At 58.7% G+C, this 15,964-nt stretch carries 16 protein-coding genes; 3 read left to right on the forward strand and 13 right to left on the reverse strand.

The features are described from left to right. Positions 1–25 precede the first annotated feature (25 nt). Positions 26–967, forward strand: coding sequence for a 2-deoxy-5-keto-D-gluconate 6-phosphate aldolase domain-containing protein (locus tag EPN80_RS14580; protein WP_293028642.1), 942 nt, complete (start codon positions 26–28; stop codon positions 965–967). 31 nt (positions 968–998) lie between these two features. Further along, complete coding sequence (pgm, locus tag EPN80_RS14585) at positions 999–2,654, forward strand: phosphoglucomutase (alpha-D-glucose-1,6-bisphosphate-dependent) (protein WP_293028645.1); 1,656 nt, start codon at positions 999–1,001, stop codon at positions 2,652–2,654. A 59-nt stretch (positions 2,655–2,713) separates the two neighbouring features. Here the strand turns inward: pgm and EPN80_RS14590 are convergent, their stop codons facing one another. The 9 genes from EPN80_RS14590 to EPN80_RS14630 all read right to left on the reverse strand — a co-directional run bounded on the left by EPN80_RS14590 (position 2,714) and on the right by EPN80_RS14630 (position 10,129). After that, complete coding sequence (locus EPN80_RS14590; RefSeq protein WP_293028648.1) at positions 2,714–4,003, reverse strand: glucoamylase family protein; 1,290 nt, start codon at positions 4,001–4,003, stop codon at positions 2,714–2,716. 21 nt (positions 4,004–4,024) lie between these two features. Further along, entirely contained in the window at positions 4,025–4,843 is an 819-nt protein-coding gene (locus EPN80_RS14595) for a PRC-barrel domain-containing protein (protein WP_293028651.1), read from the reverse strand. 94 nt (positions 4,844–4,937) lie between these two features. Further along, positions 4,938–5,153 (reverse strand): glycine zipper 2TM domain-containing protein, encoded by a 216-nt coding sequence (locus tag EPN80_RS14600; protein WP_047213816.1) that lies wholly within the window; start codon positions 5,151–5,153, stop codon positions 4,938–4,940. A gap of 416 nt (positions 5,154–5,569) precedes the next feature. Beyond that, entirely contained in the window at positions 5,570–7,978 is a 2,409-nt protein-coding gene (locus tag EPN80_RS14605) for a phosphoketolase (protein WP_293028654.1), read from the reverse strand. Positions 7,979–8,080: 102 nt separating this feature from the next. Then, the gene (locus tag EPN80_RS14610; RefSeq protein WP_293028657.1) at positions 8,081–8,245 is read right to left on the reverse strand and encodes a DUF3309 family protein; all 165 of its coding nucleotides are present in this window, start codon (positions 8,243–8,245) and stop codon (positions 8,081–8,083) included. A gap of 313 nt (positions 8,246–8,558) precedes the next feature. Further along, the gene (locus tag EPN80_RS14615; RefSeq protein WP_366469489.1) at positions 8,559–9,008 is read right to left on the reverse strand and encodes a PRC-barrel domain-containing protein; all 450 of its coding nucleotides are present in this window, start codon (positions 9,006–9,008) and stop codon (positions 8,559–8,561) included. A 20-nt stretch (positions 9,009–9,028) separates the two neighbouring features. Beyond that, a complete protein-coding gene (locus EPN80_RS14620) occupies positions 9,029–9,205 on the reverse strand; it encodes a CsbD family protein (protein WP_293028660.1) in 177 nt (58 codons plus the stop codon). 140 nt (positions 9,206–9,345) lie between these two features. Beyond that, positions 9,346–9,903 carry a ferritin-like domain-containing protein gene (locus EPN80_RS14625; protein WP_293028662.1) on the reverse strand — a complete coding sequence of 186 codons (558 nt, stop codon included), beginning with the start codon at positions 9,901–9,903 and terminating at the stop codon, positions 9,346–9,348. Between the two features lie 64 nt (positions 9,904–9,967). After that, the gene (locus tag EPN80_RS14630; protein ID WP_047213809.1) at positions 9,968–10,129 is read right to left on the reverse strand and encodes a DUF1328 domain-containing protein; all 162 of its coding nucleotides are present in this window, start codon (positions 10,127–10,129) and stop codon (positions 9,968–9,970) included. A gap of 337 nt (positions 10,130–10,466) precedes the next feature. Between EPN80_RS14630 and EPN80_RS14635 the strand changes: the two genes are divergently transcribed. Further along, entirely contained in the window at positions 10,467–11,186 is a 720-nt protein-coding gene (locus EPN80_RS14635) for a Crp/Fnr family transcriptional regulator (RefSeq protein ID WP_293028667.1), read from the forward strand. Between the two features lie 253 nt (positions 11,187–11,439). Here the strand turns inward: EPN80_RS14635 and EPN80_RS14640 are convergent, their stop codons facing one another. The 4 genes from EPN80_RS14640 to EPN80_RS14655 all read right to left on the reverse strand — a co-directional run bounded on the left by EPN80_RS14640 (position 11,440) and on the right by EPN80_RS14655 (position 15,927). Then, positions 11,440–12,024 carry a YSC84-related protein gene (locus EPN80_RS14640; protein WP_293029131.1) on the reverse strand — a complete coding sequence of 195 codons (585 nt, stop codon included), beginning with the start codon at positions 12,022–12,024 and terminating at the stop codon, positions 11,440–11,442. A gap of 124 nt (positions 12,025–12,148) precedes the next feature. Further along, entirely contained in the window at positions 12,149–12,409 is a 261-nt protein-coding gene (locus EPN80_RS14645; protein ID WP_293028670.1) for a collagen-like protein, read from the reverse strand. A 258-nt stretch (positions 12,410–12,667) separates the two neighbouring features. Further along, positions 12,668–15,253: a chemotaxis protein CheB gene (locus EPN80_RS14650; protein ID WP_293028673.1), complete on the reverse strand. Its 2,586-nt coding sequence runs from the start codon at positions 15,251–15,253 to the stop codon at positions 12,668–12,670. Positions 15,254–15,336: 83 nt separating this feature from the next. Continuing rightward, on the reverse strand, positions 15,337–15,927 hold the full coding sequence (locus EPN80_RS14655) for a PAS domain-containing protein (RefSeq protein ID WP_293028676.1): 591 nt from the start codon (positions 15,925–15,927) through the stop codon (positions 15,337–15,339). Between the last annotated feature and the right edge of the window lie 37 nt (positions 15,928–15,964).

A 15,964-nucleotide genomic window follows, 5' to 3' on the forward strand; every position in this document is an offset into this window, starting at 1 on the left:
ACTCGCCCTTCAAGGGGAAACGATCATGCAACGAGGCTATCGCAAACCGCTTTATCTGCTGCCGTTCGATCATCGCCAATCGTACTTGAGCGGTCTGTTCCAATTCAGCGCGCCGCTCACGCCACCGCAGCGCGACGCGGTGATCGACAGCAAGCAGTTGATTTACGAGGGCTTCCAGCAAGCCTTGGCGAAAGGCCTGCCGGCCGCGTGCGCCGCGGTGCTGGTCGACGAGGAGTTCGGCGCCGCCATTTTGCGCGATGCCGCGAAACGTGGCTACACCACCGCGCTCTCGGTCGAGAAAAGCGGTGTCGACGAGTTCGAATTCGAATACGGCGAGAATTATGCCGCGCACATCGAAACGTTCAGCCCGACCTTCGCGAAAATTCTCGTGCGCTACAACCCGGAGGGTGATGCCGCGCTCAATCGTCGGCAGATCGCACGCATCAAGCAACTCTCCGTGTATTGCGGCACCGCGCAGCAACTGTTCATGTTCGAATTGCTGGTGCCGGCAACCGCCGCGCAGATGAAACGCGTCGAACAGGATAAGGACGCATATGACAAACAGCTGCGGCCCGAGCTGATGTCCCGGGCGATTCGAATTTTCCAGAACGAAGGCGTCGAGCCCGATGTGTGGAAGATCGAAGGGCTCGATCGGCGCCAGCATTGCGAGCAGATTGTCCAAACCGTGCAGCGCAACGGGCGCGACGACGTGAGTTGCATCGTGCTTGGGCGCGGCGCGGATGAGGTCAGGGTAACGCACTGGCTGAGCACGGCGGCGAGCGTGCGCGGATTCATCGGGTTCGCGGTGGGGCGCACCAGTTTTTGGCAAGCGCTCGCCGATTATCTGGCGCAGAAAACGACGCGCCAGGAGGCAGCCGCAAGCATTGCCAAGCGCTATCTTGAATGGGTGCGAATTTTCGAGCAGGCGCGACACGCTGGATCCGACCAGCCCTTGACGATCGGGTGATGGGCTAGCCGATGGGAGTGAACCGCAATCCATGAAAATCAGCCCCCTGGCCGGTAAGCCAGCCCCGCCGACGCTGCTGGTCGACATTGCCAAGCTCGTCGAGGCCTACTACAGCGAAGCGCCCGATCCGAGTATCCCGGCGCAACGCGTCGCGTTCGGCACCTCCGGGCATCGCGGCTGCGCGTTCGAGCGCTCATTCAATGAAGCCCATGTGCTGGCCATCAGCCAGGCCATTTGCCGATATCGCCGCCGGCAAGGCATCGACGGCCCGCTATTCATTGGCATCGACACGCATGCGCTCTCCGGACCGGCTTTTGCCAGCGCGCTGCAGGTGCTGGCTGCCAATGGCGTGGACGTCATGGTCTCGGCCGGCGGTGAATACACGCCGACCCCGGCGGTTTCTCTGGCCATTGTCAATCACAATCGAGGACGCAGCACTGGTCTGGCCGACGGTATCGTCGTTACGCCATCGCACAATCCCCCCGATAATGGCGGTTTCAAATACAACCCGCCGCATGGCGGCCCGGCGGGCACCGATGTCACCGGCTGGATCGAAAAGCAGGCCAATGACATCCTCGAGGGAGGCCTGCGTGAGGTCAAGCGAATGACGTTGGCGCAAGCGGAAAAGGCGCCGACCACGCATCAGTACGATTTTCTGGATGCCTACGTGAGCGACCTGGGCAACGTGATCGACCTCGATGCGATCCGCGGCGCGCATATCCGCATGGGCGTCGATCCGCTGGGCGGCGCGGGGGTGCATTACTGGCCGGCGATCGCCGATCGCTATCGGCTGGATCTGAGCGTCGTCAATCCCGCCGTCGATGCGACTTTTCGCTTCATGACGGTCGATTGGGATGGGCGGATCCGCATGGATCCGTCCTCCACCTATGCGATGCAGGGCTTGATCGGCCTGAAGGATCGTTTCGATATCGCGTTCGCCTGCGACACCGACCATGACCGGCACGGCATCGTTACGCGCGAGGCCGGACTGCTGCCGCCGAATCACTATTTGTCGGCGGCCATCTACTACCTGTTCCAGCATCGTCCCGACTGGCCCAAGGACGCCGCCATCGGCAAAACCGTGGTGAGCACGCGGATGATCGACCGAGTGTGCGCCAAGCTCGCGCGCAAGCTCCATGAAGTTCCGGTCGGTTTCAAATGGTTTTCCGCGGGCTTGCTGGATGGCACGCTCGGCTTCGGCGGTGAAGAAAGCGCAGGAGCAAGTTTCTTGCGGCGCGACGGTACGGCCTGGACGACCGACAAGGATGGACTGATACCGGCCCTGCTGTCGGCGGAAATGACGGCGCGCATGGGGCGCGATCCAGGCGAGATATACCGTGACTTGACGGCACAGTTCGGCGAACTGGCCGCCGACCGGGTCCAAGCCGCCGCGACGCCGGCGCAAAAAATCAGGCTCGCGCAACTGGCGCCCCGGCAAGTGAGTTCGAAATCCTTGGCCGGAGAACCCATTCAGGCGGTGCTCACGCGCGCGCCGGGCAACGATGCGGCGATCGGCGGTCTCAAGGTGGTTGCCGAGCATGGCTGGTTCGCCGCGCGTCCGTCCGGCACCGAAAATATCTACAAGATCTATGGCGAGAGTTCGCGAGGCGAAGCGCATTTGCGTGACATTCTGACCGAAGCCCAGCACATCGTGGATCAGGCGCTTGGCGCGGTCGGCGAGACATAGCCCGTCATAGCCCGTGTGTCGCATGGAACGCGTGGGAGGCGTGTGCCTCGAAGCTGTGCTCAGAGCCATCCGCCCGTGAAACCCGCGTGCCGCAGGCCGTTCGCGACGTAGCCGCACTGCCGCATCCATTCCCACGGCAGGCCAGTTCGATAATTTTCGATCATCAGCACGATTGGCCCCTGGTTCAAGCCGTAGTGCCATGGCGACACCCAGCCATTGGGATTGGCGGGCTTTCCGGGATGCGTTGGATTGAAGGAGGCTGTGAAGCCATAGCGATTCGTGCGCTTCAATTTCGCGTGATAAATGAAATGCTCGATCACCGGCAAGACAATCTCCGGGGCAAACGGCAGGGATGCGACCACCGCCCATGGCGAGAGCGTGCCGTCGTCCGGCCCCTCGGGCACACCGCGGCCGAGGTAGCCGAAGAACTGGCGCTCGATGCCGCCAACCTCAAGCGTCTCGGGACCCGGCCCGTCACTGGCGGTGATGCCCCAGCAACAATCGCCATAGCCGCTGAATTTGAGTGGATTGTCGAGTGCATATCGACGCTGCACCTGGGTCGCCCGGCGGCTATTCTCGAAGTAGTCGATACCTTTATCGCGCATAAAGGCATCCTGGATAGCGCGAAAATCGATCCAAAGGTGCGAGAGCTGATGCGTGAACAGCGGTCCCGCGTAGAGGTGGTCGATACCGTAGCAGTTTTGCCATGTGTAAGTCGACGCCCACGCGGCATAGCTGCGCTCGGGTAGCGGATGGGTGGGCGAGCCCAGTCCGAGGATATAGAGCAGCAATGCCTCGTCATAACCTTCCCAGCGGTATTCGATGAAACCGCTTTCCGGGCGCCAGCCATGCGTTACGGTATCACCGCCGTTTTGCGCCCAAGCCCAGTCGGCGCACCGATAGAGCGCATCGGCCAGCGCGCGGATCTCCTGCTCGTCGGCCGTGTTCGCGTCGAAGTACACGCCGGCGGTGAGCGCGCCGGCCAGCAGCAATGCAGTATCCACTGTGGATAGCTCGCATTGCCAGGCGCGCCGCCCGGTTTGCATATCGAGAAAATGGTAAAAAAAGCCGTGATAGCCGGTGGCATCCGGTTCGGGACCCTGCGGGCTGTTCCAGAAGAATCTAAGCGTTTTGAGCGTGCGCTCGGCTGCAGCGTCGCGCGTCATCATTGCGCGCTCCACACCCACCGGATAGGCCGCCAATGCCAACCCGGTCGCCGCGATGCTGGCCGGCCAAGCGGGAGCGGTTTTGTCGCGCATTAAGCCGTTGACGGCACTGGCTTCCTGCAGGAAATAAGAGAATGCCTGCTGCTGCAGCAAGCGCAGTTCGGCGCCCGTGGAGAGCTTCATCGCTTATGGTTCGGGCCTCGCTCACTCATCGACGTCGGTCAAGGGCCAGTATGGAGCGCGTTCGTGATGTTCGTGAAGATTGGCTTCCTGCTGGCGCGTGAGCGGATGCCCGGCTTCATATGCCGGACCGGTTTCGACCGCTTTGCGAGTGACGTCCACCAACACCTGATGTTCGGCCCAACTGACTTGATCGACCCAGGCCCGAGAGATCAGGACATGTTTGCCCGGCATCCATCGATGAGTGTCGACGTCGATATAGCGCACCGCCCAGTGTTTGTCGTCGAAAATGAAATCAGCCACCCTGCCGATCAGCCCATCGGTTGCCAGCACCTCATAGCCGGCAACCTCATCGCAACTGCGCAGGTGCGGGTCGGCCGGCTCTCCTTTGAGCGTCAGCCGCGCTTGCATTTCGTGGGCAACCGCGCTCTCACGGGACTCCCGTAGCGTCGCCACGCCGGCCGACGAGTCAACCCAGGGAATCACTGGATACATGCTTGCGCCCCACAGATTCGCACCCTCCCAATAGTTCGGATAGCCGTAATAATTGTGGTAGTCAGCTTCATGCTGACGACACACCGGCTTGTCGGTGTCGATGTCCGGGCTGTCCTTGACTTGCCGCTGTGTCAGGCTCACGCGCATCACGTTATCGACCCAGGTCGTGTCGCGTACCGAGATCGGCGAGATAAGCACACGGCGGCTGGCCAACCATGTGCCGGTCTCTACCACGAGGTAGCGTATCACCCAGCGCTCGTCGTCGAAATACAGGTCCTTGACCGTGCCGATTTCACCGTCATTGGCATGAATATGACAGCCGAGCAATTCCTTCACGTTGTGCAGCATTGGCTTGTTCCAGTAGGGTCCGATATCGCTTGCCGAACCCGGATGACCGGACACGGCAAGCCGCGCGGAATCAATCCGCCGGCCGGCTCAGTGATTATTTGCCGACCTGATTGCCGACCAGGCCGCCCACGGCCGCGCCACCGACGGTGCCCAAGGCGCTGCCACCGGTGAGCACGGCGCCGGCCACCGCGCCGACCCCGGCACCGGCTACGGTATCCTGGCCTTGTCGAGACATGCCCGCGCAACCGGCAAGACCGATTGCGATGAAAAATACTGCCGCGTTGATTGAAAATGCACGGGAGTTATTCATTTCGATACTCCTTGTATTGGCCTATGGCACAAGATCGCGCCAAATTCGACGCTCAATATCCGCTTCAAAATGTTAAATCTTTTTTTATATAGTTCGGATAATTGATTGAAGGAAGTTGAATAATTTATTTTCTTCCCATTAAAGAAATTTTAGACCCATCATCACATCGGGTCTGTACGGCAGCACACATAGTTGAAGATGGCGATTGGCCTGAGATTCTCGATCGCGAGTTGGGCTATACGGATGGCGTGACGCTGCTCAAAAAGACCGTCTGCGCGCGCCGGTAACACTGCGCGCCGGATTATGAGTGCCGTCTGCGGCCGAGATCTAATCGCGCGTCGCCGGTCCCATCAGCAACATAGCACAAGGCGGTCAAGCCCGAGTCTCGAGGGCACCTGGACGAATCGCCGGCAGATTCAAGTCGCCGGCCATTGCCAATTCTGGATTTCGGGTTTGTCGATGCCCTCGGTGTCCGCATAAAGAAGGTTGGCGACGATCTGGTCCTTCAACCATTCTTTCAGATGGGCGCCGGGGCCTTGCAGCCCCGGCACCCGGTCGATGACGTCGATCGCCAGATTGAAGCGGTCTACCTGATTCTTGATGGCCAACTCGAGTGGTGTATTGATGTTGCCCTTTTCCTTGTATCCGCGCACATGAATATTGGCATGGTTGGCTCTGCGGTAAGTGAATTTGTGAATCAGCCACGGATAGCCGTGAAAATTGAAAATCACAGGCTTGTTTTTGGTAAATAGCGAGTCGAAATCCTTATCGGAAAGGCCATGGGGATGCTCGGTGTCGGGTTGGAGGCGATACAAGTCAACGACATTGACGAAGCGAATTTTCATGTCGGGGAAATGCTGTCTTAAGATAGCGACGGCGGCCAGCGCCTCACGAGTCAAAATGTCACCGGCACTCGCTATTACCACATCGGGGTCCTCGCCGCCGTCGTTACTGGCCCATTTCCAGATGCCGATACCCTTGGTGCAATGGTCGATCGCAGCCTCCATGTCGAGGTAGACGAGATGAAGCTGTTTGTCGGCGACGATCACATTCACATAATCCATGCTGCGCAGGCAATGATCGACCACGCTGAGCAGGCAATTCGCATCGGGTGGAAGGTAAATGCGCGTGATTTCCGCGCTTTTGTTGCTCACCAAATCCAGAAAACCAGGGTCCTGATGCGTGAAGCCATTGTGATCCTGGCGCCATACCAATGATGAAATCAGAAGATTGAGCGAGGCGATGGGCGGGCGCCACGCAGATTGCAGCTTCGCCTTTTCGAGCCATTTAGCATGCTGGTTGTACATTGAATCGATGATATGGACGAACGCCTCATAGGTGTTGAATATGCCATGGCGTCCCGTCAGCAGATAGCCTTCCAGCCAGCCCTCGAGGGTATGTTCGCTGAGCATTTCCATCACGCGACCGTCGGGAGAGATGTCCGTGCCGTCGGCGTCTTCCGGCCGAATCTCGGCAAGCCAAGTCTTCGAACTGGCTTCATAGACATCCTGAAGGCGATTGGAGGCGTTCTCATCCGGACTGAAAAGACGAAAGTTATTCATGTTGCGTCGCATCACGTCGCGCAGGAATTTGCCCAGGGTCGCGGTGGGTGACGCCGACCTGGTGCCGGGACTGCTCGAGAGCACCGCATAGTCGCGAAAGCCGGGGAGATCCAATGGCATGTACAACTTCCCCCCATTGGCGTGTGGGTTGGCGCTCATGCGGCGCGCCCCCTTGGGTGGCAAATCCCGCAGCTCAGCTACCAGCGTGCCATGTTCATCAAACAATTCCTCGGGTCGATAGCTACGCATCCATTGCTCGACGATCCGCAAGTGTTCGGGGTTCGATTGGACATCCGGCACAGGTACCTGGTGGGCACGCCAGGAGCCCTCCACCCGGTGTCCGTCCACTTCCTTTGGCCCAGTCCACCCTTTGGGTGATCTCAGGATAATCATTGGCCAGCGAGGCCTCTTGGGTTCTCCGGTACTTCGGGCCTCGGCCTGGATGGCGCGAATTTGCCGCACGCAGGCATCGACCGTGGCTGCCATCCGCTGATGCATCAATGAGGGGGCGTCGCCTTCGACCAAGTATGGCGTCCAGCCGTAACCCTTGAAGAGGTCCTCGAGTTCCTGAGGCGTGATGCGAGACAGTAGTGTGGGATTGGCGATCTTGTACCCGTTCAAATGCAGGATCGGCAATACGGCACCGTCGCGAACCGGGTTGAGAAATTTGTTGGAGTGCCATGAAGTCGCTAGCGGTCCGGTCTCCGCCTCGCCATCACCGACCACGACACTGACGATCAAATCGGGGTTATCGAAGGCAGCACCGAAGGCATGCGATACGCTATAACCGAGTTCACCGCCTTCGTGAATCGAGCCTGGCACCTCCGGGGTGCAGTGGCTCCCAAGCTGCCCCGGAAAAGAGAAGGCGCGAAAAAGCTTGAGCAAGCCGGCTTCGTCCTGGCCTTTTTCCCGGTAGATTTCCGAGTAAGCGCCTTCGAGATAACAGTTGGAAATGACGGCCGGTGCTCCATGGCCGGGGCCGCTCAGGTAAATCATGTCAAGATCGTATTTGCGTATGGCGCGGTTCAGGTGCACCCACGTGAAGGCCTGGCCAGGGTCGGACCCCCAATGTCCGAGCAACCGCCGTTTGAAGTGCTCGGGGCGAAGCGGCGCCCTTAGAAGCGGGTTGTCGCGCAGGTAGATCATCCCGGCGCACAGGTAATTGCAAGCGCGCCAATAAGCGTCAATCCTGCCAAGTTCGTCGGCCCCCAGCGCCGCAGCGTCGGTAATCGGTTGGGCCCCCGCGGGGTGTCGAGATGTCATGCAGCCATGCTCCTGAGGCCTCGTTCATCCTCCCGGGCCCCATTTCGTTGGGCACTGCGGCGATTGACTGGCCGGGAAAGTTGGCAAGTCAGCCAATAAAGCTCATAAGCGTCCCATCACTAGCAAGACAACGAGCACGATCAGCACCAGCCCGAGCAGTCCGCTCGGCCTATAACCCCATCCGCGGCTGTGCGGCCAGGTGGGGAATGCGCCGATAAGCAGGAGAACCACAATAAACAGCAATATGGTTCCCAGTCCGATTGTCATGATTTATCTCCGTTATTCCGGCTGCAACGCAATCAGCCACATTGATATCGACCTGCCTAGTACGCGGGACGGTCTCTATCTGGCATGCCTTGATCGTGGTTTTCTCGATGGGAAGATTCGTCTCGCCTCATGTGCTGGTCACCGTGGTCATAACCACCATCGTGCTCGTACGGCCCTCTTCCATACCCGGGGCCCCAATAGCACCCCGCGAGGACAACTGTCACGATCGTCAAAATCAGATTGCGGGCAAATTTCACGATACCTCCTGCGCAAACCGTCGGCAACGCGAACCTTTTTCGAAAGTCGATGCGCTCTAGAGCAGGGGCTCGTCGTAATAAGGTCTGGTGCCGTAGTAAGAGTGGATTTCCTTTGCCCACGCCTGATCCACCATATCCGGCCACTTTTCCTTGTCGAATCCGGGAGCTTGTTTTAGACGGTCTTTCTCAACATGGAGCACGAAGCGCTTGTTGTTAAGATCCAGCGTCAAGGCACTCCATGGCACCGCGAACAGCTTTTCCCCCATGCTCAGGAAGCCGCCAAAGGAAAGAACGGCATAACCCACCTTTCCGTTGCGCATGTCGAGCATGATGTCCTTGATTTGTCCAAGGTCTTCGCCTTTGTGGTTGTAAACATCGTTTCCGATGAGTGTATCTGCGCCCATCAGTTCGGGGCCGGGGCCGCGCCGTGCGTCGGGCCCGGGCGCCATGCCGGCACGCCCCTTGTACATGCCATAGGTATCGCGATCTTCATAATTCATTTTCATTACCTCTTATCCGTTGTGGCTCAACGATCCTTCTTAAGATCGTTTTTGATGTCGCCGTATTTCGTTTGAACCTTGCCAAGGGTTTTTTGCAGCTTGCCTTTTTCTTCGAGTTTCACGTCACCGGTCACCTTCCCTGTCGTTTCCTTGACGTTGCCCGTTACTTCCTTTACACGTCCTTTCACTTGATCTTTGTTCATCACAACCTCCAGACATTTAATGTCGAAAAACTACGGAACGTTTGACTGTATGTCATTCGATCGATTTGCTCAGCATGGACCCGAAGCGCGGCGGAGTCTGTTCGCCGGGGCACATAGGCAATGAATTTGAAATGTATTGCTCATTCTTTTTCAAGAAGGTCTGACATATCGTGAGCATGTTCTCCTTCCACAGCCAGTATTTCTTCAATCATGCGACGCGTGGTCGGATCTCGATCGCCGAGATAAGTCACCATCTCACGATAGCTGTCGATTGCTATGCGTTCGGCTACAAGGTTTTCGGTGATCATGTCTCGCAAATCCGTTCCTTCCACGTACTCGGAATGACTGCGTTGCGCAAGTCCATCGGGAGAAAAATCAGGTGCACCGCCCAATTGAATGATCCGACCAGCAATCCGATCCGCATGTTGCTGTTCTTCACCCGCATGGGCGGCAAACTCCGCAGCCACCGGTTCGGCGTGAATGCCGCTGGCCATGAATTGGTGGCGTTTATAACGCAGTACGCAAACCAGTTCGGTCGCCAGCGCATCGTTCAATAGTCTGAGTACGACCTCGCGGTCGGCCGCATAACCTTGGGTCACTGCACCGGCGTTCAGGTGTTGCCGTGCCTTGGAGCGAATTGCTTTGACATCCATGGCGAAATTGTCGGCTGAATGTTGTTTTCTGCTCTTGGAACGCATGTTGTTGCCTCGCTATTGATGGGCTGCCCTGATGTGAGATCGAATTGCCTCATCGTGTGTGTTGCTAACGTCTGACCACGCCCAATAGAAGCGTCACCACAAATATCAGCAGAAAAATGAAGAACAGGATCTTGGCGATTCCTACCGCGCCGGCGGCGATGCCGGTAAATCCAAACAGACCGGCGACCAAGGCAATGACGAAAAATATAACGGCGTAATAAAGCATAGCGGGTACTCCTTAAGCGGGGAAAGCCTTGCAAGCGCTCGGCCAGGGAAAATACGCCGCGAACCGGTATGAGCCGCCGGCCTGCGGAACCGGCCAGAGTTAGCCGACGTCGATCGTCATGTGTGGTATGTTCAGTGCAGTGCAGCGATAAATCACGACTAGCGGAGGTATCGCGAACTCACTATGTATCGGACGGAAATCCGATTGCCGTTGGAGCCCGCTCGACTGGTACTGCTTTACCGATACCAGCCTAGCGGCAGGCTTGGCCACCGTCGGTACGGTGGCGTACATACTACGGCCTTTCTGTCACGAAATAGCTGGTCATTTGGAGTTACCCATGCCTGCCCCTCACACTTTCCATCAGAACCATCTGCTGGCTGTCTTGCCGGCCGAAGAGCTGGAAAGTCTGGCACCTCACCTGGAACTGGTAGCCATGCCGCTTGGCGAGGTGCTTTACGAATCCGGCAGTCAACTGCATCACGTCTATTTCCCCACCACATCCATCGTCTCGCTGCTCTACGTGATGGCCGATGGCGCATCCGCCGAAATCGCGGTGGTGGGCAACGAAGGTATTATTGGCGTCGCCCTATTCATGGGCGGCGAGACGATGCCAAATCGCGCGGTGGTGCAAAGCGCGGGGCATGCCTACCGGTTGCCTGGGCAGGTGTTGAAACAGGAATTCAATCGTGCCATCGCCCTGCAGCATCTGCTGCTGCGCTATACCCAGGCGTTGCTCACGCAAATGGCGCAAACCGCCGTGTGCAATCGCCACCATTCGGTAGACCAGCAACTGTGCCGGTGGCTGCTGCTCAGCCTCGATCGCTTGCCTTCCAACGAGTTGCGCATGACCCAGGAGTTGATTGCCAATATGCTGGGCGTGCGCCGCGAGGGCGTCACGGAAGCAGCGGGGAAATTGCAGAGTGCTGGGCTAATTCACTACAGCCGGGGCTGCATTACGATCACGGATCGGCCGGGGCTCGAAGCTCGCGCTTGCGAATGCTATGGCGTCGTCAAGAGAGAGTTTGACCGCCTGCTCCCCAGCACGCGTGCCAGTTGACGAACGTTGTCGGCTGGCTCCGAATTGAGCTGCAGTCATCCGCCTTGCCCCCGCGTATGTACGCTGCCGAACATACACATGGACTCATTGGGCGATAATCTGGCGCGGTTCCGCTCTATCGTGCCCCCCTGCGGAATATTTCGCCCACCGTTTTGGTGGGTTTTTTCAAAATGCGGCACAACGAGCAGTCGGGGCCGCTACCAGTCCCAACCTCCGCCGCCCTTGTCTCGCGCACGCCGTTATGCGGCCGGCCTTACTGGACCCTCAACTTGGTGATCTTCGTGCCTTCAATGCTGAGATTTGCCATCAATCCCTGATTGGTCATGACGATGACGTCAACCGGTTCGGTCGCTGTGTTCACGTCGATGTCACCGTTTGCGCCGGCCTTGATGACTGCCACCGAGGCATCGGCCCCCACGGTCCAGCCTTGGCTGTCGCGGAATTTCTGCAGGGCATCCTGCGTCATGAACAGGAAAATGATGGCCTTGGATTGTGCGCCGATTTGCAAGCCGTACGAACCGGTTACCGTATTGTAGTAACCGACCGTCCTATTCCCGACGCGCAATGCGCCTTCGCCATATTCGCCGCCAATAATGAAACCGGCTGCCAGCACGGACGGGAATACCAGTACGCCGCGCGCTTTGCCGACCAGCTCACGGGAACTCGGCATTGTGCTGTAGAGCCGGTTGAGCGTGGTTTGCACGCTCGCGTCTATCTGTTGCACTTTATCCGTCGAGGCGACGCCGGTCATGCCCGTGGTGGTACAACCGCCGAGCACCGTTCCGACGACGCACAGCGATATCGCCAATTTGACCATAAGAATTCTTTTCTTTTGCATGACGCTCTCCATTTTCATCACCGCGTGGACGGTGATCACTGGGCACATAAAGCTGTGACAAAGCCCCGTGCCGACTCAACAGGTTCCGGTGTTTGGACGATCCGCGGGACGCCGCATGGGTTTGCTAGTGCGGGACGACAATCACCGTATTGCCTTTTGCGCCGGTCGCACCCGTGTAGCCCGTTGCACCGGTATCACCCGTGGCCCCGGTGCTGCCGGTCGCGCCGGTATAGCCAGTGGCGCCCGTAGCCCCTGTGTCGCCCGTGTAGCCGGTATTGCCGGTATTGCCTGTGCTGCCGGTTTCCCCTTGCGGCCCGGCCGGGCCGGTACAAGCGCTCAGCGCGATTACAAACAGCGCAGCCGCAATCAAGTTGATATTTTTCATGATGATTTCTTCCTTTGTCCTGCGTAAAACACTGACATGATTGTGAGTGTTCTTCCGGACTGGATCAGCGTCTGGCGGAAATCATCAGCATTTGCGGACCAAGCCTGCGCCTGCGAGCAAGAAGACCAACTCCATTTGTCACGCGCCGCCGAGGCGGCCGCATCACCATCAATTGTCAGCTTACCCCTGCGCTCGCTTCATCGTCGGTGCGTCAGCGAACATACGCGCAGCGAGGCGCCAGTGGCTGGGTCGGTGACGTCAGTCGCGGGATTCTCGACGAAGCCTCAATTCCAGTTCCTTTGCCGCAGTGATATCGACAAAGGTAATGACAGCGCCGTCGATGACGTTGTCGAGTCGGCGATATGGCATGATGCGTACCGCGAACCACCGGCCGTCATTGCTGAGAATCTGCTTTTCCGACGGGACCAGCGTGCGCAGTGTCTCGCACGCATCGTCTTGCAGCGCCGGGTATTGCAATGAGGTGGTGAGATCGCTCAGGGGCCGGCCGACATCGCTTTCCCGCAGGTTGATGATTTTGGAGGTGCGCTCGGTATAGCGGCTGACATTGAGCTCTTGATCCAGGAACAGCATGGCGATGTCGGTGCTATTGAGCAGGTTCTTCATATCGCTCTGAGCGAGCGATAGATCGTCGAGCTTGCGCTGCATCTCGGCGTTGATCGTTTGCAGCTCCTCGTTCATCGACTGCATTTCCTCCTTCGACGTCGTCAATTCCTCGTTGGCCGACTGCAGCTCCTCGTTGGTGGATTGCAGCTCTTCATTGGTCGATTGCAGCTCTTCCCGGGAGATGCGCGCCTCCTCTCGCAGCGCCAGTATCTCCTCGTGGCATCGCTGCAATGCTGCCGCGTGGGATGCCTCAAGCGCACTGGGCGTCTTGCGCCGGCGCCCCGCTGCGGCGGGAACATCACGGAACACGATGATGAACATGCCCCGCAGAGCTATCGGCTCCTTGAGCGCCTGTATCGTCACATCGACCAGCTGGCTGCCCTGGGTGCTCTGCGCCTGCAGACCGGTCAACTGCAACGGCTCGCTTTGCTCCGCGGCGCGCTGTAACCCGGTCGCAATCGGCAGGCGGATGCCATCGCGCGCCATCGCATGAAAATTCCAATTGACCTTGCCCGCGGCAGGTTCGAGATATTTTCCGGTGCGGCCGCTGATGTATACGATATCGCCCGAGCTGTTGACCACCACAGCGGGCGGGGCATAAACCTGCAGTAACAGATTGTCCGCCGCCTTCTGCAAGTTCTCATGGAGCTGCGCCGGAAGTCTTGAGGTAGGCACGGTTTGCTCCATTTTCATTGTCGACAGTGGGGGGAATGATTGCGCCAGGAAGTTGACGCCATCGAAATGGGTATTCTTATGCCGTGCATAGAGTCGCAGCTTCGATTCGATCGGGGTGAATAAACGGTCGAATTGCCCTGTTGTTTCTGAGTTTCCCAGCAGCAGGATGCCGCCCGCGCGCAGGCTGTAGTGGAACAGCGGCAGCAGCCGGCGCTGCAGCGCCGCATCGAAGTAGATCATCAGGTTGCGGCAAGACAGTATGTCGAGCTTGGTGAAGGGCGGGTCGAGCACAACGTCTTGCTGGGCAAACAGCACCATATCGCGAATTCTCTGGCTGACCCCGTAGCGTCCTTCATGACAGGTGAAAAAAAGTGCCAGCCGTTCGGCGGATACGCTGGTATCGATGGAGGCCGGATAGACGCCGCGCCGCGCCGTGGCGATAGCATCCGGGCTCAAGTCGGTGGCAAAGATTTGCAATGTTCTGTCCCGCAGTTGCAAGCGCTGCATCGCTTCCTCAAAGACGATCGCCAGCGAATAGGCCTCCTCGCCGGTCGAACATCCCACCACCCAGGCGCGCAGCTTTTTTTCCCGAGCACTGCTCGCCAGCAGCGCCGGCAAGGTGGTTTCCGCCAGATGCTGCCAGACCGCGGCATCGCGAAAGAAACTCGTGACGCCGATCAGAAGTTCCTTGAACAGCAGGTCGATCTCTTGGGGATTCTTCTCCAGGAAATCTGCATACCGCGCCAACGAACTTATCGAATGAATCGCCATGCGGCGCTCGATGCGGCGCCGCAGCGTACTGGGTTTGTAGCTTGAGAAATCGTGCCGGCCACGCGCGAGCAGCAGTGCCACGACTGCGGCAAGCGGATCGGAGCACGTTCCTTCGGCCATGTGATCGACCGGCGCGTCGTCCGTTTTCTTTGGCCTTTGCGGCCCTGGGCTTTTACCGATGTAGGCCAGAATGCGCGCCACAATTTCTTCCGGTGGCACAATGATGTCCACGCATCCGGTCTCGATCGCGCTTTTGGGCATGGCGTCGAACTGGGCGGATTCCGGCAATTGCGCGATGGTCAGGCCGCCAAGCGCCTTGACGGCCCGGACCCCTTGCGTGCCGTCGGAGCCCATCCCGGACAAAATCACAACGATGGCGTGTTCGCTCTGATCGCGTGCCAGCGACGAAAACAACGCATTGATCGGCAGGCGCATGCCACGCGGCGCTGGCGGGGGCTGCAAGTGCAGCAGGCCGCCGGCGACGCTCAGCTCGGTGTTCGGGGGAATGACATAAACGCTGTCAGGCGCGATGTGCATCGCGTCCTGAGCCTGGCACACCGGCATCACGGTGAAGCGCTGCAGCAGTTCCGCCAGAAACGCCTTGTGGGTCGGATCCAGGTGTTGCACCACCACGTAGGCAAGACCGCTGTTCGGCGGGACTCGAGCCAGGCATTGCTCGAGCGCGGCCAGACCGCCGGCCGACGCGCCGATGCCGACAATCCGCGGCGTTACCTGATCGTCATCGACGGGATGTTGGCCAGGCGATTTGCGCATGATTCGATTGACCTTGTTGGCTACCTGCCTCGCAGGTCGAAGCGCACCGCAGTCACGGCGGGCAGGCGCCGCAATACCCGGACTCAGGTCACGGAATCGGTCAGTGTGAGTAAAAGAGCGCCGCTTTGCGGCGCAACGCTCGCGACAGCCTGAAGAATGGACGTGCCGGATTGCACCGCGCGACTTGCCTTGCGGAAATGTCCCGGCTCCTGATCCGCGAGAAGTGACGAGAGCAGCGTCAGTAATGGCAGCCGACTTCCCGGCGCAAAAAAAATATCGATTCTCTGCCCCAACAGGGCGTCATGCGCGACACCGAGAATCTCGCCTGCCATGAAGTTGGCTTCAAGAATGACGTAATCCGAGTCCAGGATTAAATAGCCAACCGGGGCATGGGCATAGAGCTCAACGTATCGGTTGAGCGCGAGCGTCAACTCGCGCGCGTCTTGCTCCATCTGTTCATGCTGGATATCCAGTTCCACCTGAAAGACCTGCAGCTCATGGAGGATTTTGAGCACATCGCCGGCGTAGGCCGGATCGTTGGCAAGCTGGTGCAGCAAAGCCAGGGTTCCGGCACTGACCGCTCCGCCGTTTGTCGGCGGCGCCGTGCCGTCTTCGAGGTATGCCATCGCTCGAGAGCGCAATTGCAACTGATTATGGAGATCAGCAGTGTTCATCAGTGTTTCCCTCTAATCAACCCGTTGCAACTCTGTG

It is taken from the genome of Pandoraea sp. (genome assembly GCF_004297875.1).
Taxonomy (GTDB): Bacteria; Pseudomonadota; Gammaproteobacteria; order Burkholderiales; family Burkholderiaceae; genus Pandoraea.

Excerpts from the sequence above, each read along its gene's own strand:
- EPN80_RS14580 (WP_293028642.1), top strand. The coding sequence starts at position 26 with ATGCAACGAGGCTATCGCAAACCGCTTTATCTGCTGCCGTTCGATCAT.
- EPN80_RS14625 (WP_293028662.1), bottom strand. The coding sequence starts at position 9,903 with ATGCGTTCCAAGAGCAGAAAACAACATTCAGCCGACAATTTCGCCATG.
- EPN80_RS14650 (WP_293028673.1), bottom strand. The coding sequence starts at position 15,253 with ATGCGCAAATCGCCTGGCCAACATCCCGTCGATGACGATCAGGTAACG.
- EPN80_RS14615 (WP_366469489.1), bottom strand. The coding sequence starts at position 9,008 with ATGAAAATGAATTATGAAGATCGCGATACCTATGGCATGTACAAGGGG.
- EPN80_RS14605 (WP_293028654.1), bottom strand. The coding sequence starts at position 7,978 with ATGACATCTCGACACCCCGCGGGGGCCCAACCGATTACCGACGCTGCG.
- EPN80_RS14590 (WP_293028648.1), bottom strand. The coding sequence starts at position 4,003 with ATGAAGCTCTCCACGGGCGCCGAACTGCGCTTGCTGCAGCAGCAGGCA.
- EPN80_RS14640 (WP_293029131.1), bottom strand. The coding sequence starts at position 12,024 with ATGCAAAAGAAAAGAATTCTTATGGTCAAATTGGCGATATCGCTGTGC.
- EPN80_RS14630 (WP_047213809.1), bottom strand. The coding sequence starts at position 10,129 with ATGCTTTATTACGCCGTTATATTTTTCGTCATTGCCTTGGTCGCCGGT.
- EPN80_RS14620 (WP_293028660.1), bottom strand. The coding sequence starts at position 9,205 with ATGAACAAAGATCAAGTGAAAGGACGTGTAAAGGAAGTAACGGGCAAC.
- EPN80_RS14610 (WP_293028657.1), bottom strand. The coding sequence starts at position 8,245 with ATGACAATCGGACTGGGAACCATATTGCTGTTTATTGTGGTTCTCCTG.
- EPN80_RS14635 (WP_293028667.1), top strand. The coding sequence starts at position 10,467 with ATGCCTGCCCCTCACACTTTCCATCAGAACCATCTGCTGGCTGTCTTG.
- EPN80_RS14645 (WP_293028670.1), bottom strand. The coding sequence starts at position 12,409 with ATGAAAAATATCAACTTGATTGCGGCTGCGCTGTTTGTAATCGCGCTG.
- EPN80_RS14595 (WP_293028651.1), bottom strand. The coding sequence starts at position 4,843 with ATGCTGCACAACGTGAAGGAATTGCTCGGCTGTCATATTCATGCCAAT.
- pgm (WP_293028645.1), top strand. The coding sequence starts at position 999 with ATGAAAATCAGCCCCCTGGCCGGTAAGCCAGCCCCGCCGACGCTGCTG.
- EPN80_RS14655 (WP_293028676.1), bottom strand. The coding sequence starts at position 15,927 with ATGAACACTGCTGATCTCCATAATCAGTTGCAATTGCGCTCTCGAGCG.
- EPN80_RS14600 (WP_047213816.1), bottom strand. The coding sequence starts at position 5,153 with ATGAATAACTCCCGTGCATTTTCAATCAACGCGGCAGTATTTTTCATC.